The organism is Zoogloea sp. LCSB751, from assembly GCF_002028455.1.
Taxonomy (GTDB): Bacteria; Pseudomonadota; Gammaproteobacteria; order Burkholderiales; family Rhodocyclaceae; genus Zoogloea.
On sequence record NZ_MWUM01000029.1, the window covers coordinates 45,294 to 66,694 of the forward strand.

Consider the following 21,401-nt stretch of genomic DNA (forward strand, 5'->3'; position numbering starts at 1 on the left):
ACCATGCTCCGACGCGGACTTTATCTGGTCACTCCGGACTGGAGCGACACCGAGGCGCTGACCGCCGCCCTTGGCGCGGTGCTGCCAGCCCGGCCGGCGCTGGTCCAGTACCGCAACAAGAATGCCGATCCGGCCCTGAGGCGGGTGCAGGCTACCCGCTTGCTGGCCTTGTGCCGCCAGGCGGGAGTGCCGCTGGTGCTCAACGACGATCTGGCGCTGGCGCTGGAAATCGGCGCCGACGGTGTTCATCTGGGGCGCGACGACGGCGATCCGGCCGCCGCCCGGCGGGCCCTCGGCGCAGATCGTATCCTCGGCGTCAGCTGTTACGGCGAATGGCCTCGTGCCGTGGCCGGCGCGGCGGCCGGCGTCGACTATGTGGCCTTCGGGGCGATGTATCCGTCGTCCACCAAGCCCGCCGCGATACCTGCGCCCCTCGACATCCTGACCCGTGCCCGGCGTGAGCTAGGCCTGCCGGTGGCGGCCATCGGCGGCATCACCCTCGACAATGCACCGCCGCTGATCGAGGCCGGCGCCGACCTGCTGGCCGTCATCAGCGACGTATTTGCAGCCCCCGCTCCGGCCGCCCGTGCGGTCGCCTACGCCGGGCTGTTCGATTGACCAACAAGGAAACACCAGCATGAGCAGTCGTAACGAAGAACTCTTTGCCCGCGCCCAGCGCACCATCCCCGGCGGCGTCAATTCGCCGGTCCGGGCCTTCCGATCGGTGGGCGGCACCCCGCGCTTCCTGAAGAAGGCGCTCGGCTCCCGCGTGTGGGACGCGGACGGCAAGGAATATCTCGACTACGTCGGCTCCTGGGGCCCCGCCATTCTTGGCCATGCCGATCCGGTGGTGGTCGAGGCGGTACGTGCCGCGGCCCTCGAAGGCCTGTCCTTCGGTGCGCCGACCGAGCGCGAGATCGACATGGCCGAGCGCCTGTGCGAACTGCTGCCCAGCCTCGAGATGGTGCGCCTGGTGTCCAGCGGTACCGAGGCGACGATGAGTGCGATCCGCCTGGCCCGGGGTTTCACCGGCCGCGACGCGATCCTCAAGTTCGAGGGCTGTTACCACGGCCACGCCGACAGCCTGCTGGTAAAGGCCGGCTCCGGTCTGCTGACCTTCGGCAATCCGTCGTCGGCAGGTGTGCCGGAAGATTTCGCCAAGCACACCATCGTGCTCGACTACAACAACCCGGCCGAATTGGAGGATACCTTCAAGGCCCGCGGCGGCGAGATCGCCTGTGTGATCATCGAGCCGATCGCCGGCAACATGAACCTCGTCAAGCCGTCGGCTGAATTCATGCACTTGCTGCGCCGCCTGTGTACCGAGCATGGCACCGTGCTGATCTTCGATGAGGTGATGACCGGTTTTCGCGTCGGTCCGCGTGGCGTGCAAGGCCTGTTCGGCATCACGCCCGATCTGACCACCCTCGGCAAGGTGATCGGCGGCGGCATGCCGGTGGGGGCCTTCGGCGGCCGCCGCGACATCATGGAAAAGATCGCCCCGCTGGGCGGCGTGTACCAGGCCGGCACCCTGTCCGGCAGCCCGGTGGCGGTGGCAGCGGGTCTCGCCAGCCTGGAGCAGATCGCCAAGCCCGGTTTCTATGAAGTGCTCACCGCCCGTACCGAGCGCCTCGTGAAGGGCCTCAATGCGGCGGCAGCCAAACATGGCGTGACGTTCATCGCCGATTCCGTCGGCGGCATGTTCGGCCTGTATTTCGCCAAGGCCGTGCCGCAGAGCTACGCCGACGTGATGGCTTCCGACCGGGAGCGCTTCAACCGCTTCTTCCACGCGATGCTGGAGGCCGGCCATTACTTCGCGCCGTCGGCCTTCGAAGCCGGCTTCGTGTCGGCTGCGCATTCGGAAGCCGACATCGACAGCACCGTCGCCGCCGCCGAAGCCTGGTTTGCCGCCAACGCGGGCTGAACTTGAACGCCGGGGTGAGGCCCCGGTGAGACGGATGTGAAAAGGGGGCGAGTGAATCGCCCCCTTTTTTGTGTCTGTCCGCTTGCTCGCGCTACATCAGGAAGATCGTCGCCAGCCCGAGGAAGATGAAGAAGCCGCCGGAGTCGGTGACGGCGGTAATGATCACGCTGGAGCCGACCGCCGGGTCCTGCCCGAAGCGGTGGCGGATCATCGGTGCCATCACGCCGATGAAGGCGGCGACCAGCAGGTTCAGCGTCATCGCGGCGGTCATCACCAGGCCCAGCTTGCCGCTGCCGTAGAGCACCCAGGCCAGGATGCCGAGCAGGCCGCCCCACACGATGCCGTTGATCAGCGCAACACCCAGCTCCTTCTTGAGCAGGCGGCTCAGTGCGTCGTCCTGCACCTGGCCCATGGCAATGCCGCGGACGATCATCGTGATGGTCTGATTGCCGGAGTTGCCGCCGATGCCGGCCACGATGGGCATCAGGGCGGCCAGGGCCACCAGCTTTTCGATGGAGCCTTCGAAGGCACCGATCACTCGGCTGGCCACGAAGGCGGTGACCAGGTTGGCGGCCAGCCAGGACCAGCGGTTCTTCACCGAATCCCATACCGGCGCGAAGATGTCTTCGCCTTCCTTCAGGCCGCCCTGGCTGAGCAGTTCGCTCTCGGTTTCCTCGCGGATGAAGTCCACCACCGTGGCTACCGTCACCCGGCCGACCAGTTTGCGGTGGTAATCCACTACCGGCGCCGACACCAGGTCGTAGCGCTCGAAGGCCTGGGCGGCGGTCTCGGCCTCATCGGCTGGCTCGAGCGTCAGGGTGTCGGTGAGCATGATCTCGCTCACCTCGGTTTCCGGATCGTTGATCAGCAGCCGGTTGATGGGCAGCACGCCGCGCAGGTGTTCGTCCCGGTCCACCACGAAGAGCTGGTCGGTGTGGTCAGGCAGTTCGTCGAAGCGGCGCAGGTAGCGCAGCACCACTTCCAGTGTGACGTCCTCGCGCACGGTGACCATCTCGAAGTCCATCAGCGCGCCGACGGAGTCCTCCGGGTAAGACATCGCGGCGCGCAGCTGCTCGCGCTCCTCCGGGTCGAGGCCCTGGTAAACCGCCTCCATGACCTCGTGGGGCAGGTCGGGTGCCAGGTCGGCCAGTTCGTCGGCGTCGAGCTGTTCGGCGGCGGCGCGCAGGGACGCCGAGTCCATCGACTCGATGAGGGATTCCCGCACCGCGTCGGAGACTTCAAGCAGGATCTCGCCGTCCCGCTCGGCCTTGACCAGGTCCCAGACGAACAGGCGTTCGTCGAGCGGCAGGGCTTCGAGGATGTGGGCGACGTCGGCCGAGTGCAGGCTGTCGAGCTTGTGGGTCAGCTCATGGACGTGCTGCTTGTGGACCAGGCTTTCGACCAGGTCATGCTTGGGCATGTCCTGGCGATGGACGAGCTCTTCCACCAGCTTGTGGCGGGCAAGCAGGTGCTGGACCTCGCGCAGGTGGCTTTCGAGGTCGTCGTGTTGCTGCAGGTCGTCGGTTTCGGCCATGGTCGCAATTCCGTGCTGCCCTGCGTGCCGGGCGGCACGCAGGGGGCGGATTCTACGGGGTTTGCGGCGCTGCGGCGACGGCCATTTTCACGCTCGCGGAAGGGTTTTGGGTCAGGGCCAGGCGCGGGCTCCGAACATCATCCGTTTGGCGACGAAATGGCGGGCCGGCGGTAGCAGGTCGAGGGCGAACAGGCCGGCGCCACGGGCGTGCTTGAGCGGCCCGAACGACGTGCTGAACAGGCGTACCAGGGTGTCGGTGAAGCGGATCGTGCCGTTGCGGTCGAGTCGGCGGGCGTCGGCGTAGGCGGCCAGGGTTTCCGCTGCGCCCGGGTCACCGCCGGCGCGGATCAGGGTCTGGGCGCAGGCCCACACGTCGCGCAGGGCCAGGTTGTAGCCCTGGCCGGCGACTGGGTGGAGGGTCTGGGCAGCATTGCCCAGCCATACGGTACGGCGTCCGACAGGTTCCTGCCGGTAGCGCAGGAGCAGCGGATAGCGGGCCCGCGGGCCGATGGAGGCAAAGCGCAGGCGCTGGCCGAAGTGTTCCTGCAGGCGAGCAAGGTAGGTGTCGTCGTCGAGGGCGAGCAGCGCATCCGCGTCGGCCGGTGTGGCGGTGTGCACGATGGCGCAGTCGTGGCCGCAGGGCAGCACCGCCAGCGGGCCTTGCGGGGTGAAGCGTTCCCAGGCGCGGCCGTGGTGGGGCGTGGCTGGCGTGGCGACGCTGATTACCGCGTGCTGGCCGTAGTCCCGTTCGACGAGGGGGGCATCTTCGTCGCTGACGATGCTGCCTTCGGCGCAGGCGGCCAGGCGGGCGGACAGGTTGTGGCCGTCGGCGAGGCTGACCAGCACGTCATCGGCGCCGGGCACCAGGCGGCTGACCGTCGTGTACTCGCGCAGCGGGATGCCGGCCGCCATCAGCGCGTCGTCCAGCGCGGCGGCTAGATCGCCGGCGGCGACCACATAGCCGAGGGCCGGCTGGCCGTATTCCTCGGCCTGCAGCAGGCTGCGGCCGAGGCCGCCCTGGTGGGAGACGTGGATGCTCTCGATGGCGGTGGCCGGCAGGCGGTTCCACACGCCCAGCCGTTCGAGGGTCAGGCGGGTGCCATGGGACAGGGCCAGGATGCGCGGGTCGTCGCGCGCTGCGCCGCGGGCGCGGGCGCGGGCGTCCACCAGCAGCAGGTCGAGGCCGGCATCCTTCAGCGCGAGGGCCAGCGCCATGCCCACCGGGCCGGCGCCGACGATGATGAGGTCGTGCCGCTTCATCTCAGCCCTCGGCCATTACGGCTTCGATGTCGGCGACGCTCTTCGGCGTGGCGGCGGTGATGATCTCGCAGCCGGAGTCGGTGACCAGCGCGTCGTCCTCGATGCGGATGCCGATGTTCCAGAAGGCTTCCGGCACGCCGTCCGCCGGGCGGATGTAGCAGCCGGGCTCGACCGTGAGCATGTTGCCGGCGACCAGCGGGCGCCATTCGCCAGCCAGCTTGTATTCTCCGGCGTCGTGCACGTCGAGGCCGAGCCAGTGGCCGGTGCGGTGCATGTAGAACTGGCGGTAGCTGCCCGATTCGAGCACGCCGTCCAGCGTGCCGGTGAGCAGGCCGAGGTCGATGAAGCCCTGGGCGAGCACGCGGGTGGCCGCGTCGTGCGGGTCGTTCCAGCCGGCGCCGGGGCGGATCGCCTCGATGGCGGCGGCCTGGGAGGCCAGCACCAGTTCGTAGGCGGCCTTCTGCGGCCCGCTGAAGCGGCCGCTGACCGGGAAGCTGCGGGTGATGTCCGAGGCGTAGCCGTCGAGTTCGCAGCCGGCGTCGATCAGCAGCAGGTCGCCGTCCTTCAGCTGGCCGTCGTTTTCGACATAGTGAAGCACGCAGGCGTTGGCGCCGCCGGCGACGATGGAGCCGTAGGCCGGGGCCTGGCTGCCGTGGCGGCGGAACTCGTGCAGCAGTTCGGCTTCGACCTCGTACTCCCAGGCGCCGGGGCGGGTGGCGCGCATCGCGCGGCGATGCGCGCCAGCGGAAATCTCGGCAGCGCGGCGCATGGTGGCAATTTCGCTGGCGTCCTTAATCAGGCGCATCTCGTCGATCAGGCCGCGCACGTCGCGGATCTGGGCGGGGGCATGGCAGCCGGTGCGAGCCTGGGCGCGCACGCGGTTGAGGGCGTCGGCGATGCGGCTGTCCCAGGCCGGCTCGTAGCCGACCGAATGGAAGATCGCCGGCTGGTTGGCGAACAGCGTGGCGAGCTGCTCGTCCAGTTCGGCGACGGGGTGGGCTTCGTCGAAACCGAAAGTCTCTTGCGCCGCCTCGGGGCCGAAGCGGTAGCCGTCCCAGATCTCCCTTTCCATGTCCTTGGTGCGGCAGAACAGGATGCTGCGCGGGGTGTCCCCGGCCACCAGCACCAGCACTGCCTCCGGCTCGCGGAAGCCGGTGAGGTAGTAGAAGTAGCTGTCGAAACGGTAGCCGTAGTGGGTGTCGCGGTTGCGCACGCGTTCCGGCGCAGTGGGAATGACGGCGACGCCGCCGCCGGCGGCCTGCATGGTCTGCAGCAGGCGGGCGCGGCGGGCCTGGAAGGGGGAAATGTCGAGGGGCATGGCGATGTCCGGTGGCTGGATTCTGGATGGACCGTGAGGTGGCCGCTTTGTTGCGAGCTTACGGGAATCCCGTCAGGGCGTGCAGGGACGGGCCTCGCGCAGGTGGGTGTCGCGCAGGTAAGTGTCTAGCTCGCGCAGGCGTTCAGGCGTGCCCACGTCCACCCAGTCGCCGATCAGGCGGCTGCCGGCTACGTGCCTGCCGGCCATTGCAGCGCGCAGCAGCGGAGCCAGCTTGGCGGGGCGGCTGCCATCCACGCCGATGAACAGGGCCGGGTGATAGGCGCCGAGGCCGGAGAAGGTCAGGCGTTCGTCGCCGTCGTCGTGGACCAGGCCGTCCGGGCACAGGGCAAAGTCACCTTGTGGGTGGTGGAGCGGATTGGCGACCAGCAGCAGGTGGGCCTGGGTGCCACCGGGGCTCAGGGTGTCGGCGGCGCGGCGCAGGCCGGCTAGGTCGGCGTCGCAGAAGACGTCGCCATTTACCGCCAGGAAGGGCTCGTTGCCGAGTAGCGGCAGCGCGCGGGTGATGCCGCCGGCGGTTTCCAGCGCGCTTTCTTCCGCCGAGTAACGGATGTGCACGCCGAAGCGCGATCCGTCGCCGAGGGCGTCCTCGATCATCCGGCCCAGGTGGGCGTGGTTGATCACCAAATCAAAGATGCCCGCCGCGGCCAGGCGCTCGATGTGCCACACGATCAGCGGCTTGCCGCCCACTTCCAGCAGGGGCTTGGGGCAACTGTCGGTAAGCGGGCGCATGCGTTCGCCGCGGCCGGCAGCGAGGATCATCGCTTTCATCGTCGTGGGCTCAGAACGAATAGCCGACTTCGGTGACGGTCGGGTCGGTCTGTTCCAGGATGCGCAGCAGCGGCTTGAGTTCGCCGTAGCGTTCGCAGGTTTTGCGCAGGTAGTGCAGAACCAGCGGCATGTCCTTCAGGTAGCCGTCCTTGCCGTCCCGGTGATACAGGCGGGCGAAGATGCCGAGCACCTTGATGTGGCGCTGCACGCCCATGTATTCGTAATCGCGGTGGAAATCGGCGAAGTCCTCGCGCACCGGCAGGCCGAGGCTGCGGGCGGTTTCCCAGTAGCGCGCCAGCAGGTCGAGGGTGAAGTCCTCGTCCCAGTGGACGTAGGCATCCTTTAGCAGGGAGACCAGGTCGTAGGTCAGCGGGCCATAGACGGCGTCCTGGAAGTCGAGCACGCCGGGGTTGGGCGTGGACTGCATCAGGTTGCGGCTGTGGTAGTCGCGATGGACGTAGACCTTGGGCTCGGACAGGTTCACGTCGAGGACGCGGTCGAAGACCTCGTAGAGCTGCTGGGCCTGCTTGTCGGTGAGAGTGAGGCCCTTGTGGCGCGACACGTACCACACCGGGAACAGTTCCATTTCCCGCAGCAGCAGCTCGCGGTTGTACTCGGGCAGCACGCCGGGCTTGCTGGAGAGCTGAATGCTCATCAGCGCGCCGAGGGCTTCCGCGTACAGGTTGTGGGCGTTGTCCTTGGTCAGCGCCTGCAGGTAGGTGGTGCTGCCCAGGTCGGACAGCAGCAGGAAGCCCTGTTCGAGGTTCTGCTTGATGATCTGCGGCACATGCACGCCGGCGGCGCCGAGCAGCTCGGCAACCTTGATGTAGGGGCGGCAGTCCTCGTGGCTGGGAGGCGCATCCATGACGATCAGCGATACCGGATCGTCGGCGAAGGTCAGCCGGAAATAGCGCCGGAAGCTGGCGTCGGCGCTGGCCGGGGCGAGTTCGAAGGCGCGGCCGGGAAATTCGGCGGCGATCCAGGTCTGGAGTTGTTGGCGTCGTTCCACGGGAGTCGAAGAAGTGTTCGTGTAAAATCCGGCAGTTTATCAAACCATGCGGTCGGCTCGCCGGCTGGTTCCTGTCCCCGGATGAAACCACGTACGCAGTTGCGCTTCCTGTCCATCGCCCTTTTCGCCCTGTGGGGGCGGGCCGGCGCCGAGGATCTTCCGCCCTTCGTGGTGGCACCGTCGTTGCTCGGCAAGCCGGCTGCGGTTCGCCCCGTGACTGCGCCGCAAGCCGCGGTGCCTGCTGCGGCAGCACCGTCCAGGCCGGCGACCGCCTCCCCGGCTGCCGCGGCAGCACCCGCCAGGAAAGCGGCCATGCCGCCTGCCAGCGGGCGCAAGGGCACCACCATCCAGCCTGTCCCCGCGTCTGCGGGCCCGGCCCTGCCGCTGCATACGACGGTGATCGACGGTGATCGGGTGCGCGGTCGCCAGGACCTGGACGCAGTGGCCGAAGGTTCGGCCGTGCTGACCCGTGACAACACCCGGGTCGAAGCCGACAGGCTGCAGTACTTCGAACTGACCGACGAGGTCGAAGCCACCGGCAACGTTCGTGTGATCCGCGGCCAGGACGAGATGACCGGCCCCCACGCGCGCATGAAAGTGCAGGAGCAGGTCGGCACTTTCGATTCGCCGAATTACTCGATCAGCCGCCCGCCGCGCGGGCCGCGTCCCGGCGACGCCCCGCTGCTGCCCGGCCAGGCCGTGCCGATGAGCCAGCAGCCGCTCACCGGCCATGGCTCTGCCGACTCCCTGCAGCTGGAGGGGGAGAACCAGTTCCGCTTCTTCAACGCCACCTGGACCAGCTGCAAGCCCGACCGCCCTGACTGGTACGTGAAGGCCAAGGAGCTCGAGCTCGACTACGATCGCAGTGTGGGCGAGGCGCATAACGGAACGCTGATTTTCAAGGGCGTGCCGCTGGCCTACATGCCGTGGGCCGATTTCCCGCTCGGCGACAGCCGCAAGTCCGGCCTGTTGTCGCCGACCTTCGGGACGTCCAACAAGGTTGGCTTCGATCTCACCATTCCGTATTACTTCAACCTGGCGCCCAACTACGACGACACGCTGACCACGCGCTACATGGGGCGGCGGGGTCTGCAGCTGCGCAACGAGGCACGCTACATCACGCCGACCTACCGGGGCATGAACTACTTCGAGTGGATGCCCAACGACGAGGTGGAAGGGCGTAGCCGGATGGCCGGCCAGATCCGCCACAATCAGGTTTTCGGCAACGGTTGGGCGAGCGCCATCGATTTTTCCGGTGTTTCCGATCCACGCTACTTCATCGACCTGAGTTCGCGGCTGGCGCTGACCTCCCAGGTCAACCTGTTGCGCCAGGGGATGGTCAGCTATTCGGGCGGCGGCTGGTGGAATGCCACGGGTCTGTTGCAGGCCTACCAGACGCTGCAGGATCCGAATGGTGCGCCGGTGGCCGTGCCGTACAAACGCCTGCCGCAGCTGACGCTCACCGCCAACCGGCCGGAGCTGCCGGGCGGCACGACTTTCCTGCTCAACAGCGAATACGTGGCTTTCAGCCACCCGACCCTCGACGAGGGACGGCGGATGACGCTCTATCCGCAGCTGTCCCTGCCGATCCAGACGTCAGCTTTTTACGTGACGCCGAAGGTCGGCGTGCACATGACGCGCTATGACGTGGATCGCCGCACGACCGTCGGTGAGAACTCCCTGACCCGCTCGGTTCCCATCGTTTCCGTGGACAGCGGCGTGACCTTCGAGCGGGAAACCAGTTTTTCCGGCCGTGATTACGTGCAGACCCTCGAGCCGCGGGTGTATTACCTCTACGTGCCGTATCGCGACCAGTCGATGATCCCGAACTTCGATTCGGGTTCCTACGACTTCAATTTCGCGCAGCTCTTCGCCGAGAACATTTTCACCGGCGGCGACCGTATCGCCAACGCCAATCAGGTGACGACCGCCGTCCAGTCCCGTCTGATCGATCCGGAAAGCGGTTCAGAAACCGTGCGGGCCTTGCTGGGGCAGCGTTTTTACATGGACGATCAGCGTGTGGTGCTGCCCGGTGGCACGCCGCGTACCGGCAAGCGCGCCGATCTGCTGGGCGCCGTCGGCATCAACCTGGCCCCCAAGACCCAGCTCGATACCACCTGGCAGTACAACCCGCGGGACAACTGGACCGAGAGATTCAATTTCGGCCTGCGTTTCCAGCCCAGCTACGCCCACGCCGTCAGTGTCAACTGGCGCTATCGTCGCAACTATTCCACCGATCCGGTCAACCCGGACGGCTTCCGTGACCTGGACATCACCGGCCAGTGGCCCCTGTGGGGCAATTGGTATGGCGTGGCCCGCTACAATCGCAACCTGCGCGACCACCGTCTCAACCAGGGTATCGCCGGCCTCGAATACAACGCCGGCTGCTGGGTGTTCCGCGGCGTCGTGCAGCAGATCACCACCAGTGTGAACGACGTGACCCGCGCCTTCTTCTTCCAGCTCGATTTCAATGGCGCCGGCAGCCTCGGCTCCAGCCCGATCAACGTGCTCCGCCGTAGCATCCCCGGATATGGGAAGATCAACGACGGTTCCAACCCCTTCTACAGTGAAGACGACTTCTGAAAGATCGTCCCGCCCCCATGAAACTGATCGTCTCCCTGCTTGCCGCCTACCTGGTCACCCAGTCCGCTTTCGCCGCCAATGGGCCGGTGGAGGTGGACCGCATCGTGGCCGTCGTGAATAGTGAAGTCATCACCCTCTCCGACCTGCGCCAGCGGGTCGACCAGGTTACCCGCCAGCTCTCCCGCCAGGGCACGGCATTGCCGCCCGCCGACGTGCTCCAGAAGCAGGTGCTCGAACGCCAGATCATGGAGCGGCTGCAGATCCAGCTCGCCAACGAGACCTCCCTGCGGGTGGACGATGTGACCCTCGACCGGGCCATCGGCCGCATCGCCGACAACAACAAGCTGTCGATGACCGATTTCCGCAAGGCCCTCGAGAAGGACGGTGTGTCCTGGGACCGCTTCCGCGAGGAGATCCGTAACGAGATCCTGATCAGCCGCGTGCGCGAGCGCGAGGTGGAAAGCCGCATCGTGATCTCCGATGCGGAGGTGAGCAATTTCCTGATTCACCCGGAGAACGTGGTCGGCCAGCAGGAATTCAATCTGGCCCATATCCTGATCCGTACGCCGGAAGGCGCCACGCCGGAGCAACTGGCGCGCGTACGGGCCCGTGCCGAGGACGTGGCGGCCCGCATCGCCCGTGGCGAAGCTTTCGACAAGCTGGCGGCGAGCTTCTCAGATGCGCCGGATGCCCTGACCGGCGGTAACCTGGGCTGGCGGAGCGCCGAACGGCTGCCGAGCCTGTTTGCCGAAGCGGTGACCAACCTCAAGCCGGGCGAGACGACGCGTATCCTGCGCAGTGCCGCGGGTTTCCACATCGTACGGGTGGTGGACCGCCGGGGCGGCAGTGAAGCCGCGGCGCCGACCCAGGTGCAGCAGACCCATGCACGCCACATCCTCGTCAAGACCAGCGAGGTGGTGTCCGACGCGGAAGCCCGCCGTCGCCTCGCCGATCTGCGCGAGCGGGTGGTGCAGGGTGGGGCCAGTTTCGCCGATCTGGCCAAGGTCCATTCCGCCGACCTGTCTGCCTCCAAGGGCGGCGACCTGGGCTGGATCTACCCCGGTGACACGGTGCCGGAGTTCGAGCAGGCGATGGATGCCCTCAAGCCGGGCGAGATCAGCCAGCCGGTCCAGTCCCCCTTCGGCTGGCACCTGATCCAGGTGGAAGAGCGCCGCACCCAGGATGTCTCCGAGGACCGCAAGCGTGCCGCCGCCCGCAATGCGCTGCGCGAGCGCAAGATGGACGAGGCTTACCAGGATTGGCTGCGCCAACTGCGTGACCGGGCCTACGTGGAATACCGCACGGAAGACAAATAAACCGGGAACGTGCGCGTCGGATGGCAGTCCGACGCGCGTATAGTTTTCTCTCCAGCCCCCTCGTGGGGCTTTTCCCATTTTTCTCTTCTCAGATGTCCTCTCAGCTTCCCGTCCTTGCCATCACCAGCGGCGAGCCCGCCGGGATCGGTCCCGACCTGTGCGCGGCCCTGCCGCGCCGTGAATGGCCTGCCCGCCTCGTCGTACTGGGCGACCGTGAAATGATCGCGGCCCGCATCCATGCCGTCGAGCCGTCCCTCGACATCATCGACTATCACCCCGGTGGCGCGTCCCGCGCCGGTGCGCTGGAAGTGCTCCATGTGCCGCTGGCCATGCCGGCCAGCCCCGGCCGCCTCGATGCAGTCAATGCCCGCTACGTGCTGGCAGTGCTCGATCGGGCGATCGCCGGCTGCAAGTCCGGCGAGTTCGCCGGTATGGTCACTGCGCCGGTGCACAAGGGCATCATCTGCGAAGCCGGCGTGCCCTTTTCTGGCCACACCGAGTACCTGGCCGAAGCCACCGCCACGCCGCTGGTGGTGATGATGCTGGTCGGCGGCGGCCTGCGCGTGGCGCTGGCGACGACCCATCTGCCACTGAAGGACGTGCCGGCGGCGATCACCCGTGCGCTGCTCACCGATACCCTGCGCATCCTGCACAAGGACTTGCGTGAGCGTTTCGGCCTGGCGTCGCCGCGCATCCTGGTGGCCGGCCTCAATCCCCATGCGGGCGAGGGCGGCCACATGGGGATGGAAGAGATCGAGGTCATCACGCCGGTACTGGACGCCCTGCGCGCCGAAGGCATGCAGCTCGTCGGCCCGCTGCCGGCCGACACCCTGTTCGTGCCGCATACGCTGGAGCAGGGCGACGCGGTGCTCGCCATGTACCACGACCAGGGCCTGCCGGTGCTCAAGCACGCCAGCTTCGGCGGTGGCGTCAACGTGACCCTCGGCCTGCCGATCATCCGTACTTCCGTCGATCACGGCACCGCGCTGGACCTGGCGGGTACTGGCCGTGCCGAGCCGGGCAGCTTGTTCGCCGCTGTCGAGCTGGCCATCCAGATGGCCAAGGGGCGGAGCCAGGCATGAACACCCGTCGACGTCTGTTGCTCGGCGCCGCCTCCGCGCTGGGCCTGGCCGCCTGTGGCGGCCTGCCGCAGAAATCCGCCGAGACGCCTGCGCGCCCCTTGGCGGCACGCAAACCGAAGGTTGCGCTGGCCCTCGGCGGCGGCGCGGCGCGCGGCTTCGCGCACATCGGGGTGATCAAGGCCCTGGAAACCAGTGGCATCGTGCCGGACTTCGTGGTCGGCACCAGCGCCGGATCGGTGGTCGGTGCACTCTATGCGGCGGGGCATGGCCCGTTCGAGCTGCAGCGCCTGGCGATCCAGCTCGACGAATCGGCGATCACCGACTGGAGCTTGTTCGACCGGGGCGTGATCAAGGGCGAAGCCCTCGAGCGCTTCATCAACACCCATGTCGGCAACAAGCCCATCGAAGGACTCAAGCGGCGCTTCGCGGCGGTGGCCACTGATCTGCAGAGTGGCGAGCCGATCGTCTTCCAGCGCGGCAACACCGGTACCGCGGTGCGTGCGTCGGCATCCATCCCGGGCGTCTTCCCGCCGGTGGCGGTGAGCGGTCGCGAGTACGTGGACGGTGGCCTGGTGGCGCCGATCCCGGTGCGCGAGGCACGCAGCCTGGGAGCCGACATCGTCATCGCGGTGGACATCTCCGGCCGCCAGAGCGGCAAGAAGAATCAGGGCACCGCGGACGTCCTGCTCGACACCATCTCCATCATGGGTGGCGCCCTCGGCAAGGTCGAACTGGCTGGCGCCGACGTGATCATCCGTCCTGAACTGCGTGGCGTGCCGGCCACCAACTTCCAGCAGCGCCACGAGGCGATCCTGGCCGGTGAGCAGGCCGGCTTCTCGGCGGTAGCCCGCATCAAGGACGCGCTGGCCGCGTGGGAAAGGAAGAACGGATGAGCGAGCCACACCTCGCGCGCAAGCGCTTTGGACAGAATTTCCTGTCCGACCCCAACATCATCCGCAAGATCATCGAGGCGATCCGCCCGGTGGAGGGCGACCGCATGGTCGAGATCGGCCCCGGCCTGGGGGCGATGACAGAGCCGCTGATGGACTGTCTCGGTCACCTGCACGTGGTGGAAATCGACCGCGACCTGATCGCCCGCCTGAAGACGGCTCACCCGCCTGAGCGCCTGACGATTCACGAGGGCGACGCCCTCAAGTTCGATTTCGGTAGCCTGGTGGCCGATGGCGCGCCACTGCGGGTGGTCGGCAACCTGCCCTACAACATCTCCACGCCGATCCTGTTCCACCTGGCCGAGTTCGCCGACAGGGTGAAGGACATGACCTTCATGCTGCAGAAGGAGGTGGTGATGCGCATGGTCGGCGAGCCGGGCACTGAGGAGTACGGGCGTCTGTCGGTGATGCTGCAGTACCGCTTCAACATGAGGCGTATGTTCGACGTGCCGCCGGGGGCCTTCCGTCCGGCGCCGAAGGTGATGTCGAGCATCGTGCGCATGGTGCCGCGGCCGGCGGCGGAGTGCACGGCGGCCGACTATGCGCTGCTCGGCAAGATCGTCACCGCGGCCTTCGGCCAGCGCCGCAAGACCTTACGCAACACGCTGCGGGATTACCTCGGCGAGGACGACTACACGGCGCTCGGCATCGATCCCGGCCTGCGTGGTGAGAAGCTCGGTGTGGATGAGTTCGTGCGCATCGCCAATCATGTGACGGCCCGGGGGCCGCTGGCCTGAAAACAGTGGGCCGATCTGTGTGGGGGCGAATGAGTTCGCCCCCACGGGAGGCCGCCCGAGGGCAGTGCTTCAGTCCTTTTTCAGGGGACAGGTGCTGATGCCCAGCAGCGGGTAGGCCGGGCAGAAGCCGAACAGGCCGGTGGCCAGCGGCACGGCGCCGATCCACGCCCAGGCCGGGCCGCCCAGCGCGGCCCAGGCGAGCAGCGCAACGCCGCCGCCGATACGCAACACCCGGTCGATTCCACCTACATTGGTTTTCATGATCGCCTCCTTGGCTTTGAGTCAGGTGGGCGTATTGGAGCAGCCGGGGGCCAGGGGCGTCTGTAACCTTGGTTACACAGCCTTTGCGGCCTACACCCCGGCCACCCGGCGCAGGCCGGCTGGGTCGAGGATGGCCACCTGCTCCCGCGCCAGCGCCACCAGCCCTTGTTCGGCAAAACCCTTCAGCAAGCGGCTGACGATTTCCCGCACGCTGCCGAGTTCGTCGGCCAGTTGCTGGTGGGTGACATGCAGGCGCGGACCCTTGCCGAGCAGCAGCGCGGCGAGGCGCTGGTCGAGCTTGCGGAAGGCGACCTCCTCGATCAGCTGCATCAGGTCGGCGATGCGCTCGGAGAACAGCTGGAAGACGAAATCCCGGAAGGCCGGCTCGTCGAGCAGGGCCTGGAAATCGGCATTCGGCAGGAGCAGCAGGCGGGTTTCCACCTCCGCGATGCCGCGGGCGTTGTAGGGCGCCCGGCCGAGCAGGCAGGCCGACGAGATGATGCAGGTTTCGCCCGGCGTGACCCGGTACAGGGGGAGTTCCCGCCCGTTGGGGGCGGCCTTGACGACCCGCAGGCCGCCGGAAAGCACGAAGGGGAAGCCGTGGCAGGCCTGCAGTTCGTCAAAAACGGTGGCCCCGGCCGGCATGCTGATGACCTGGGCACGCGCCTGCAGGCGCTGGCGGGCGGCGGCGGGCAGCGCCGCGAGCACCGGATAGAGCGTCGCCAGGGTGCCGTCGGGAGCGTCCGTCATGCCAGTTCGACGACCACCGGCGCGTGGTCGGACGGGCGTTCCAGCTTGCGCGGCGCCTTGTCGGTGAAGCAGGCGGTGCATTTGTCCACCAGCGGCTGAGACACCAGCAGGTGGTCGATGCGCAGACCGACGTTGCGGCGGAAGGCCATCATCCGATAGTCCCACCAGGAGAAGCTCTTCTCGGGCTGCTCGAAGAGCCGGAAGGCGTCGGTGAGGCCGATGTCCAGCAGGGCCTTGAAGGCGTTCCGCTCCGGCACCGACACATGGATCTCGTCCTTCCAGTCCGGGTGGGCGTCCCGGTCTTCCGGCGCGATGTTGTAGTCGCCGCCGAGCACCAGCTGCGGCGTGCTCTCCAGCTCGGTTTTCAGCCAGGCGGTCAGCGCCTCCAGCCAGGCCAGCTTGTAGACGAACTTGTCGGAGCCGACGGCCTGCCCGTTCGGGAAGTAGCCGCAGACGATACGGACCCCGTCCAAGGTGCCGGCGATGATGCGCTTCTGCTCGTCGGCGAAACCGGGGATATCCAGCGTGACGTTCTCCAGCGGCTTGCGCGTGAGGATGGCCACGCCGTTGTAGGTCTTCTGGCCGTTGAAGACGGCCTGGTAGCCGGCGGCCTCGATGTCGGCCAGCGGAAAGGCCTTGTTCTCACACTTGAGCTCCTGCAGGCACAGGGCATCGGGCTGGTTGGCGGCCAGCCAGTCGACGACGTGGGGCAGGCGGACCTTGAGGGAGTTGACGTTCCAGGTAGCGATCTTCATGGGGGCTTGAAATCCAGTATTGGCGCGGGTTTGTCTTTTTGTGTGTGCTGCTGGCTACACACCGCTAGTGGGCTTACCGTGATTGTGCCAGTGACGGTAGCGTTGCCGCTTGCTGATCGACGCGACGGGGGAGGGAGCCTGGGCTTCGGCTATCGTTGAGCTGCACAAGCGCGCTTCACGCTTGCGACGGAGATTTGAAAGTGTTCTGCGGTTGCCTTGATGCTGGCCGAGTTGCCGGCACGCCACGCGACCACCTCGGCATCATTTACCGTTTTCTTGCGCCCCAGGTGCTTGCCTTCCGCCCGTGCCCGTTCCAACCCGGCGAGCTGGCGAGCCTTCAGGTTCTCACGCTCGAGTTCCGCCACTGCTGCCAGCATCGTCAGCATAAGTTTCCCAGCAGGGGTCGCCAGGTCGAAGCCCTCACGCATTGAGATGACCGAGGCGCCGGTCTCTTTCAAGGCTTCGACGGTGTTCAGCACATCCAGGGTGTTACGGCCGAGGCGATCGATTGCAGCGACCACCACAATGTCACCGTCCCGCACATAGCCGAGGAGGGCGGACAGACCGGCCCGCTGAGTCGCCGCCACGGAGCCCGACACTCCATCGTCGGAAAACCACTTATCGACCTTATAACGTTCTGAAATCGTGCGGCGCTGGTTCTCGCAGGTCTGGTCGTCGGTGGAGACGCGGGTATAGGCAACGATGGCGGACATGGCGGGCCTCTATGTGGCTCAAAATCTATAGCTCACATAATAGGCTGGCTCAAAATAGAAAAGCAACGTATTTGAGCTGTCTGTCTCGGGGCTGTTTCGGGATGGCTCAAAAGGTATGCCTTTTGAGCTGGGGCGAAAGTTCACACCGGGCCCGGAAAGCACAACGCCGGGACATGCCCGGCGTTCGTTGGTGCTGGAGAGTAGGGACGGACTATTCGTCGTCCTGAGGTGAGGGGGCCGCAGGTTTGGCCGATGGCCTCTTGAGAAATCCCGTAATCACAGCAGCCACCGTTGATACGGCTACCGCAATTGCCACGTGTTCATGGCCGGAGAGGGCCAGGATAAGAACGAAAGCAAGAGACCTCCATACCAGCCGTTCGGCTGTCTTGCGGTTCTCTCGCACGTCTTCAATGCTTGCCTCCAGGGCGCGTTTCTCCGACTCCCGCACATGCAGGCCATTGGCCTGAAACTCGTCACGGATGATCTGAGCTGTCCCTGGCAACGCCGAGTCATACTCTTTGAACTGCTTCGGGGATGGCATCGGCCCCGAGTGCTATTCATGGTTGATGATCGAGATCGAGATCGCGACGCGGCGAGCTTCAGCCTCTACACGTTCGAGCAGTTCTGGCTCGATGCTGGGAGTGGATTGCTCCTTAGAAACGACTTCCGCCCCATTCGGGGCGGAGTCAGTGGCAGGCTCAAGCGGGGCTTGCGAGTTTTCGTTTGACATCCGGAAGTCGCTTTTCAACGGATTCTAGGGCTTGAACCATCTGCCGGCCTGTTCGTTCCCAAGCCTTGGTTGCGATCTCGGACGGGCGGTGCGAAATGAGCGCCTGATAGTCTGCCGAGGGCTGCACGCCATAGACGTCAGGAAGGCGCATGATTACGCCATTCACGCGACTGACGAACTTGATTTTCATAGCACCTCCTTTCTACGCACGGATAGTAACGGCCGATTAACGCGTTTGACAACCGGCATCGGCAAACGTGCGTGATGTTTGGGGGAGGGCCATGAGGCCGCTTGATCCTGGTTCTAGCCAGCGGTGCCGTGGGCACTGGATTGTGATTCCAGGTGTCACGGGTGCCCGGAACGGGAATCGAACCCGTAAGCCAGGCACCGGGGGAATCGAACCCCCGTCTGGCAACATCTACCTCCCTTGCACCCCATGCACGTGCGCGACCACCCTCCAGGCAGCAAAAACGCCGGGGCATGCCCGGCGCGGATGCGCGCTGTTCAGCCCTGATGGCCGGTGTACCAGGCCTGGATGGATTCCTCGGTGGCGCCGTAGGCAAACGCGTCGGAGGCTTCGATGCCGGCGTCCTGCAGGCGCTTCTTCGGGCCGTCGCCGACTTTGGCGACGAGCAGGCCGGTGCAGTCGGCGAGGGCGCGGATGATGACCTCGCGCTTGTCCTCGTCGCCGAAGCCGCCTTGGCAATAGTGTTCGACAACGCGCTTTTCGACGAAGCGGATGCCGTTTTTGTCGACTTCGTACACATGGAAGTCGTCGGCGTGGCCGAAGTGCAGGTCCACCTGGCCGTGGCCCTTGGTGGCGACAGCGACCTTGAGAGTGGCGGGATAGGCGGAAGTGTCGGTCATGGATGCCTCGCTGGATGTCGGTAAGTGCCCCGCGGGGGGGGGGGCGGCTACCGGCCAATCAAGCGAGGTCCATGCCAGTCGGGGCGTGCCGACCTGGAGGGGCCGCGTTGTGGCGATGCCCTTTAGTGGAAGATGTACCGGTAACCCAGGCCGATGATGCCGATCTGCTTGCGGTCGTACTCCACGCCCGGGTTGCTGCCGGAGTCGGGGCCCGGCAGGCTGAGGAGGGTGTACTGGATGAAGGCCTTGTGCGGGGCGGCCAAGTCGTACTCGAGACCGGCGCGCAGCTGGTAGGTCAGGCCGTTGCCCGATGCCGCCGGAAAGCAGTGGCAGCCGGAGCTGAAGCCTGCGCCGGGCAGTTTCGTCTTGCCGAAGCCGATCCCCGCGCCGAGATAGCCCGAGATACTTTCGCTCAGGCTTTCCGTGCGGTAGGCATTCAGGGTGAGCGCATCGTAGTGGCCGGAGCCCCCCACGGCCTGGGTCTGGGAGCCCAGGTTGATGGCCTGCAGATCGAAGCTGCCGTGCTGGTACTCGATCTCATAGCGGGCGTGCTCGGTCTGGCGGCCGAGGATGAGGCCGCCCTGGGTGCCCTGATCCAGGTTCACTTTTCCGGGCAGGGTGACGCCGGCCCCCAGCGATACGTCTGCATTCCAGTTGTTGAGGTTGTTGCGTCCGCCCTGTAGGCCCAGATAGTAGTGGGGGCTGCTTTCGTCCGCCGACGCGGCACTCCAGGCGAGTGCCATGCCCAGTGCCAGGGCACAAGTGCGTGCAGTTGGTTTGAGGCGTTTTTTCATCTTGGTTCTACTCAATTCCGATGTCCGATCAGGCAAGAAAGTGGGTGCCGAAAGCAGCATTCAGGTCGGCGGCGGTGGCGCTCGTGCCATGGGCGACAACTGTGCCCACCAGGCTGACCTGCGTCAGGTACTGTTGTTCGACGGTTTCTATGAATTGGGCGTCGCTCGTCGATGTATAGCTGCCGGCCAGGGATTTCACCAGGTTCTGGATGGTCGAGTCATTCCGGTTGGCAACGAGATAGGCTTCCGCGTCGAAGGTGAAGGCACTGGTGGCGGTGGTGTTGAACACGGCGCCGCGATCGAGGTAGCCCTTGGCGGCCAGGCCGAGGGATGTCGCTTCGGCCTGGGTGACCAGCTGGGTCAGGCCCTGGCCGTTCAGGTAAAGGTGGAAGTCCTCCCCCGGGCCCTTGCCGGCGGACGCGGCAGAGAAGCCCGCGAGGGCCTTGATCTGCTCGTAGCAGGCGTAGGGCATCGGCCCGCCATCGACGGCAAAGTACCAGTCGGTGGTGAAGGGGTTGTAGTTGGCGAGTTGATGGATGCCGCCCTGCGCGCTGTCCAGGCTGTCGAAGCGCACGCCCTCGAAGACGTTGGCGGTGCCTTTGGACATGCTGGCGGCTTCGGCGGCGCTGGTCGTGTAGAAGCGGTCGCCGCTGGCCAGCCGGATGCTATAGACCGGCGTGCTGGTCGGCGGACTGGCGACGTAGGCGAGCAGGCCCGGATCGACGATCACGCCGTTGATGGTGCCGTCTTCATCGCCGGTGCCACCATCGGTGAGGGTGATCACGAGCCGGTGCACCTTGCCGTCGCCGACCGTATCCACGAAGGCGGCGCCATCCTGGGAGCCGTCCAGCGCGGCGGGATTGGCGAAGTTGATCCAGGTGCCGGTCACGGCGTTGTACTTCATGTACGCATTGGCCGTGACCCCGGTGGGCAGGTCGATGACGACCTGAGTTTGCAGTCCCGGACGGTTCGGTGCGACGTCTGTCAGGGCGCTGCCGCTCTGGGCCGTGACCGAGAAGTTGAACATGGCCGAGGCGGCCACGGTGTTGGTGGGCAAGGCGGCCGGGATGGCGCTGATGGACAGGTCGAGCAACTGGGCTCCCGCGTCGAGCCGGACCGGGCTGCCGGCGTCCGAGGCGTTCACCGTGCCTGCAATGATCGCCCCGAAAGACGTGGCAGGTGCATTCACTCCGGCCTGGAAGTCGGCCAGCGACAGCAGCGGCAACTGGGCGACGTTGTTCTGTTGCCAATCGGGCGTACCGTCCTGGTTGTAGTCGCCGTTGTTGGCGGCGAGCTCCACCGAGGGCTTGATGCCGTCCCGGTCGGTGACGATGGTGACCGTGACCGGTGCCGTCACGACGATCTGGCCCGTGGCATCCAGGATCTGGGCCTGGAAGGTGTACTGCCCGTCATCGAGCTGGCCGGTCGCGACATTGATCGTGCCCGACTGGATGTCGGCGGGGGTGACGCTGGCGGTGCCCACCACCTGACCGCTGGGGTCGAGCAGGCGTGCCGAACCGCCGGGGCTCAGGTAGCTGCCGCCGTTGAGGCTGAAGTCTGGGGCTACGACCATCGTGATGTTGTCCCGCACACCGGTGTCGCTGGCGGGATCCAGGTCGGCGCTGAAGGGTGGCGTAGGCGTCGGGGTGGGGGGCGGCGTGGGAGTCGGCGTCGGTTCGGGGAGCGGTGCCGGCGCCGGATCGGCAAAATCCACCGCCAGGTTGTTCTTGACGGCATTGGTCACCGCAGCGGCATTGCCGCCGGTGAAGGCGGCGTCGCCGAAGGTGACGGTGAGGTTGCCGATGTCGTTGGCGTTGGCGTGGGCGGTGGCGCTGCCGGTGAGGGCCAGGGTGGCGTGGGTGGCATCCACGCGGGTGACCGTGGCGGTGAGGCCGGCGGGCACGTTGGTCACCGCCACGCCCGACAGCGCTGCACCGTTGGTGCCGGTGAAGGTGTCGTTGGTCAGGGTGATGGTGACGGTGTTGCTGATGGCGCCGTCGTTGGCGACCGCCTCGGTGAAGGTGCTGGT

21 protein-coding genes are annotated in these 21,401 nt (G+C 66.5%); 7 read left to right on the forward strand and 14 right to left on the reverse strand.

The window, feature by feature from the left end; translation table 11 throughout:
• Window positions 1-3 precede the first annotated feature (3 nt).
• Together thiE and hemL are read left to right on the forward strand one after the other, a co-directional pair.
• Window positions 4-618 (forward strand): thiamine phosphate synthase, encoded by a 615-nt coding sequence (gene thiE, locus B4920_RS22370; protein WP_079436898.1) that lies wholly within the window; start codon window positions 4-6, stop codon window positions 616-618.
• A gap of 19 nt (window positions 619-637) precedes the next feature.
• Entirely contained in the window at window positions 638-1,924 is a 1,287-nt protein-coding gene (hemL, locus tag B4920_RS22375) for a glutamate-1-semialdehyde 2,1-aminomutase (RefSeq protein WP_079436899.1), read from the forward strand.
• A 91-nt stretch (window positions 1,925-2,015) separates the two neighbouring features.
• Here hemL and mgtE read toward each other — a convergent pair whose 3' ends face one another.
• The 5 genes from mgtE to B4920_RS22400 all read right to left on the reverse strand — a co-directional run bounded on the left by mgtE (window position 2,016) and on the right by B4920_RS22400 (window position 7,834).
• Window positions 2,016-3,458 carry a magnesium transporter gene (gene mgtE, locus B4920_RS22380; RefSeq protein WP_079436900.1) on the reverse strand — a complete coding sequence of 481 codons (1,443 nt, stop codon included), beginning with the start codon at window positions 3,456-3,458 and terminating at the stop codon, window positions 2,016-2,018.
• Window positions 3,459-3,569: 111 nt separating this feature from the next.
• Window positions 3,570-4,718, reverse strand: coding sequence for an FAD-dependent monooxygenase (locus B4920_RS22385; protein ID WP_079436901.1), 1,149 nt, complete (start codon window positions 4,716-4,718; stop codon window positions 3,570-3,572).
• A gap of 1 nt (window position 4,719) precedes the next feature.
• Window positions 4,720-6,036, reverse strand: coding sequence for a Xaa-Pro aminopeptidase (pepP, locus tag B4920_RS22390; RefSeq protein WP_079436902.1), 1,317 nt, complete (start codon window positions 6,034-6,036; stop codon window positions 4,720-4,722).
• Between the two features lie 72 nt (window positions 6,037-6,108).
• A complete protein-coding gene (murU, locus tag B4920_RS22395; protein WP_079436903.1) occupies window positions 6,109-6,816 on the reverse strand; it encodes an N-acetylmuramate alpha-1-phosphate uridylyltransferase MurU in 708 nt (235 codons plus the stop codon).
• A 19-nt stretch (window positions 6,817-6,835) separates the two neighbouring features.
• Window positions 6,836-7,834: an aminoglycoside phosphotransferase family protein gene (locus B4920_RS22400; RefSeq protein ID WP_079436904.1), complete on the reverse strand. Its 999-nt coding sequence runs from the start codon at window positions 7,832-7,834 to the stop codon at window positions 6,836-6,838.
• 81 nt (window positions 7,835-7,915) lie between these two features.
• On the opposite strand from B4920_RS22400, the gene B4920_RS22405 reads away from it, so the two are divergent.
• From B4920_RS22405 to rsmA, 5 genes are all read left to right on the forward strand, one after another.
• Window positions 7,916-10,417: an LPS-assembly protein LptD gene (locus B4920_RS22405; RefSeq protein WP_079436905.1), complete on the forward strand. Its 2,502-nt coding sequence runs from the start codon at window positions 7,916-7,918 to the stop codon at window positions 10,415-10,417.
• A 17-nt stretch (window positions 10,418-10,434) separates the two neighbouring features.
• Complete coding sequence (locus tag B4920_RS22410) at window positions 10,435-11,733, forward strand: peptidylprolyl isomerase (protein WP_079436906.1); 1,299 nt, start codon at window positions 10,435-10,437, stop codon at window positions 11,731-11,733.
• A 92-nt stretch (window positions 11,734-11,825) separates the two neighbouring features.
• Window positions 11,826-12,815 carry a 4-hydroxythreonine-4-phosphate dehydrogenase PdxA gene (pdxA, locus tag B4920_RS22415; RefSeq protein ID WP_079436907.1) on the forward strand — a complete coding sequence of 330 codons (990 nt, stop codon included), beginning with the start codon at window positions 11,826-11,828 and terminating at the stop codon, window positions 12,813-12,815.
• Window positions 12,812-13,708 (forward strand): patatin-like phospholipase family protein, encoded by an 897-nt coding sequence (locus B4920_RS22420; RefSeq protein WP_079436908.1) that lies wholly within the window; start codon window positions 12,812-12,814, stop codon window positions 13,706-13,708. The genes pdxA and B4920_RS22420 overlap by 4 nt, the downstream gene beginning before the upstream one ends.
• Window positions 13,705-14,502 carry a 16S rRNA (adenine(1518)-N(6)/adenine(1519)-N(6))-dimethyltransferase RsmA gene (rsmA, locus tag B4920_RS22425; RefSeq protein WP_079436909.1) on the forward strand — a complete coding sequence of 266 codons (798 nt, stop codon included), beginning with the start codon at window positions 13,705-13,707 and terminating at the stop codon, window positions 14,500-14,502. The genes B4920_RS22420 and rsmA overlap by 4 nt, the downstream gene beginning before the upstream one ends.
• Window positions 14,503-14,571: 69 nt before the next feature.
• Here rsmA and B4920_RS22430 read toward each other — a convergent pair whose 3' ends face one another.
• From B4920_RS22430 to B4920_RS22470, 9 genes are all read right to left on the reverse strand, one after another.
• Window positions 14,572-14,763: a DUF2892 domain-containing protein gene (locus tag B4920_RS22430; RefSeq protein WP_079436910.1), complete on the reverse strand. Its 192-nt coding sequence runs from the start codon at window positions 14,761-14,763 to the stop codon at window positions 14,572-14,574.
• A 90-nt stretch (window positions 14,764-14,853) separates the two neighbouring features.
• On the reverse strand, window positions 14,854-15,513 hold the full coding sequence (locus B4920_RS22435) for a Crp/Fnr family transcriptional regulator (protein WP_079436911.1): 660 nt from the start codon (window positions 15,511-15,513) through the stop codon (window positions 14,854-14,856).
• On the reverse strand, window positions 15,510-16,268 hold the full coding sequence (gene xth / locus B4920_RS22440; protein ID WP_079436912.1) for an exodeoxyribonuclease III: 759 nt from the start codon (window positions 16,266-16,268) through the stop codon (window positions 15,510-15,512). The genes B4920_RS22435 and xth overlap by 4 nt, the downstream gene beginning before the upstream one ends.
• Before the next feature lie 149 nt (window positions 16,269-16,417).
• Window positions 16,418-16,981, reverse strand: coding sequence for a recombinase family protein (locus B4920_RS22445; RefSeq protein ID WP_079436913.1), 564 nt, complete (start codon window positions 16,979-16,981; stop codon window positions 16,418-16,420).
• Between the two features lie 211 nt (window positions 16,982-17,192).
• Entirely contained in the window at window positions 17,193-17,522 is a 330-nt protein-coding gene (locus B4920_RS22450) for a DUF2335 domain-containing protein (RefSeq protein WP_079436914.1), read from the reverse strand.
• 157 nt (window positions 17,523-17,679) lie between these two features.
• Complete coding sequence (locus B4920_RS22455) at window positions 17,680-17,901, reverse strand: hypothetical protein (RefSeq protein ID WP_079436915.1); 222 nt, start codon at window positions 17,899-17,901, stop codon at window positions 17,680-17,682.
• Window positions 17,902-18,215: 314 nt separating this feature from the next.
• A complete protein-coding gene (locus tag B4920_RS22460; RefSeq protein ID WP_079436916.1) occupies window positions 18,216-18,578 on the reverse strand; it encodes a NifB/NifX family molybdenum-iron cluster-binding protein in 363 nt (120 codons plus the stop codon).
• A gap of 122 nt (window positions 18,579-18,700) precedes the next feature.
• On the reverse strand, window positions 18,701-19,321 hold the full coding sequence (locus B4920_RS22465) for an outer membrane beta-barrel protein (RefSeq protein WP_161493373.1): 621 nt from the start codon (window positions 19,319-19,321) through the stop codon (window positions 18,701-18,703).
• Between the two features lie 79 nt (window positions 19,322-19,400).
• The coding region (locus B4920_RS22470; RefSeq protein ID WP_079436918.1) for a choice-of-anchor U domain-containing protein at window positions 19,401-21,401 on the reverse strand (2,001 nt) is incomplete at its 5' end.

Coding starts and splice junctions, on each gene's coding strand:
- thiE (WP_079436898.1), top strand. CDS start 4: ATGCTCCGACGCGGACTTTATCTGGTCACTCCGGACTGGAGCGACACC.
- hemL (WP_079436899.1), top strand. CDS start 638: ATGAGCAGTCGTAACGAAGAACTCTTTGCCCGCGCCCAGCGCACCATC.
- mgtE (WP_079436900.1), bottom strand. CDS start 3,458: ATGGCCGAAACCGACGACCTGCAGCAACACGACGACCTCGAAAGCCAC.
- B4920_RS22385 (WP_079436901.1), bottom strand. CDS start 4,718: ATGAAGCGGCACGACCTCATCATCGTCGGCGCCGGCCCGGTGGGCATG.
- pepP (WP_079436902.1), bottom strand. CDS start 6,036: ATGCCCCTCGACATTTCCCCCTTCCAGGCCCGCCGCGCCCGCCTGCTG.
- murU (WP_079436903.1), bottom strand. CDS start 6,816: ATGATCCTCGCTGCCGGCCGCGGCGAACGCATGCGCCCGCTTACCGAC.
- B4920_RS22405 (WP_079436905.1), top strand. CDS start 7,916: ATGAAACCACGTACGCAGTTGCGCTTCCTGTCCATCGCCCTTTTCGCC.
- B4920_RS22410 (WP_079436906.1), top strand. CDS start 10,435: ATGAAACTGATCGTCTCCCTGCTTGCCGCCTACCTGGTCACCCAGTCC.
- pdxA (WP_079436907.1), top strand. CDS start 11,826: ATGTCCTCTCAGCTTCCCGTCCTTGCCATCACCAGCGGCGAGCCCGCC.
- B4920_RS22420 (WP_079436908.1), top strand. CDS start 12,812: ATGAACACCCGTCGACGTCTGTTGCTCGGCGCCGCCTCCGCGCTGGGC.
- rsmA (WP_079436909.1), top strand. CDS start 13,705: ATGAGCGAGCCACACCTCGCGCGCAAGCGCTTTGGACAGAATTTCCTG.
- B4920_RS22430 (WP_079436910.1), bottom strand. CDS start 14,763: ATGAAAACCAATGTAGGTGGAATCGACCGGGTGTTGCGTATCGGCGGC.
- B4920_RS22435 (WP_079436911.1), bottom strand. CDS start 15,513: ATGACGGACGCTCCCGACGGCACCCTGGCGACGCTCTATCCGGTGCTC.
- xth (WP_079436912.1), bottom strand. CDS start 16,268: ATGAAGATCGCTACCTGGAACGTCAACTCCCTCAAGGTCCGCCTGCCC.
- B4920_RS22445 (WP_079436913.1), bottom strand. CDS start 16,981: ATGTCCGCCATCGTTGCCTATACCCGCGTCTCCACCGACGACCAGACC.
- B4920_RS22450 (WP_079436914.1), bottom strand. CDS start 17,522: ATGCCATCCCCGAAGCAGTTCAAAGAGTATGACTCGGCGTTGCCAGGG.
- B4920_RS22455 (WP_079436915.1), bottom strand. CDS start 17,901: ATGAAAATCAAGTTCGTCAGTCGCGTGAATGGCGTAATCATGCGCCTT.
- B4920_RS22460 (WP_079436916.1), bottom strand. CDS start 18,578: ATGACCGACACTTCCGCCTATCCCGCCACTCTCAAGGTCGCTGTCGCC.
- B4920_RS22465 (WP_161493373.1), bottom strand. CDS start 19,321: ATGGCACTCGCCTGGAGTGCCGCGTCGGCGGACGAAAGCAGCCCCCAC.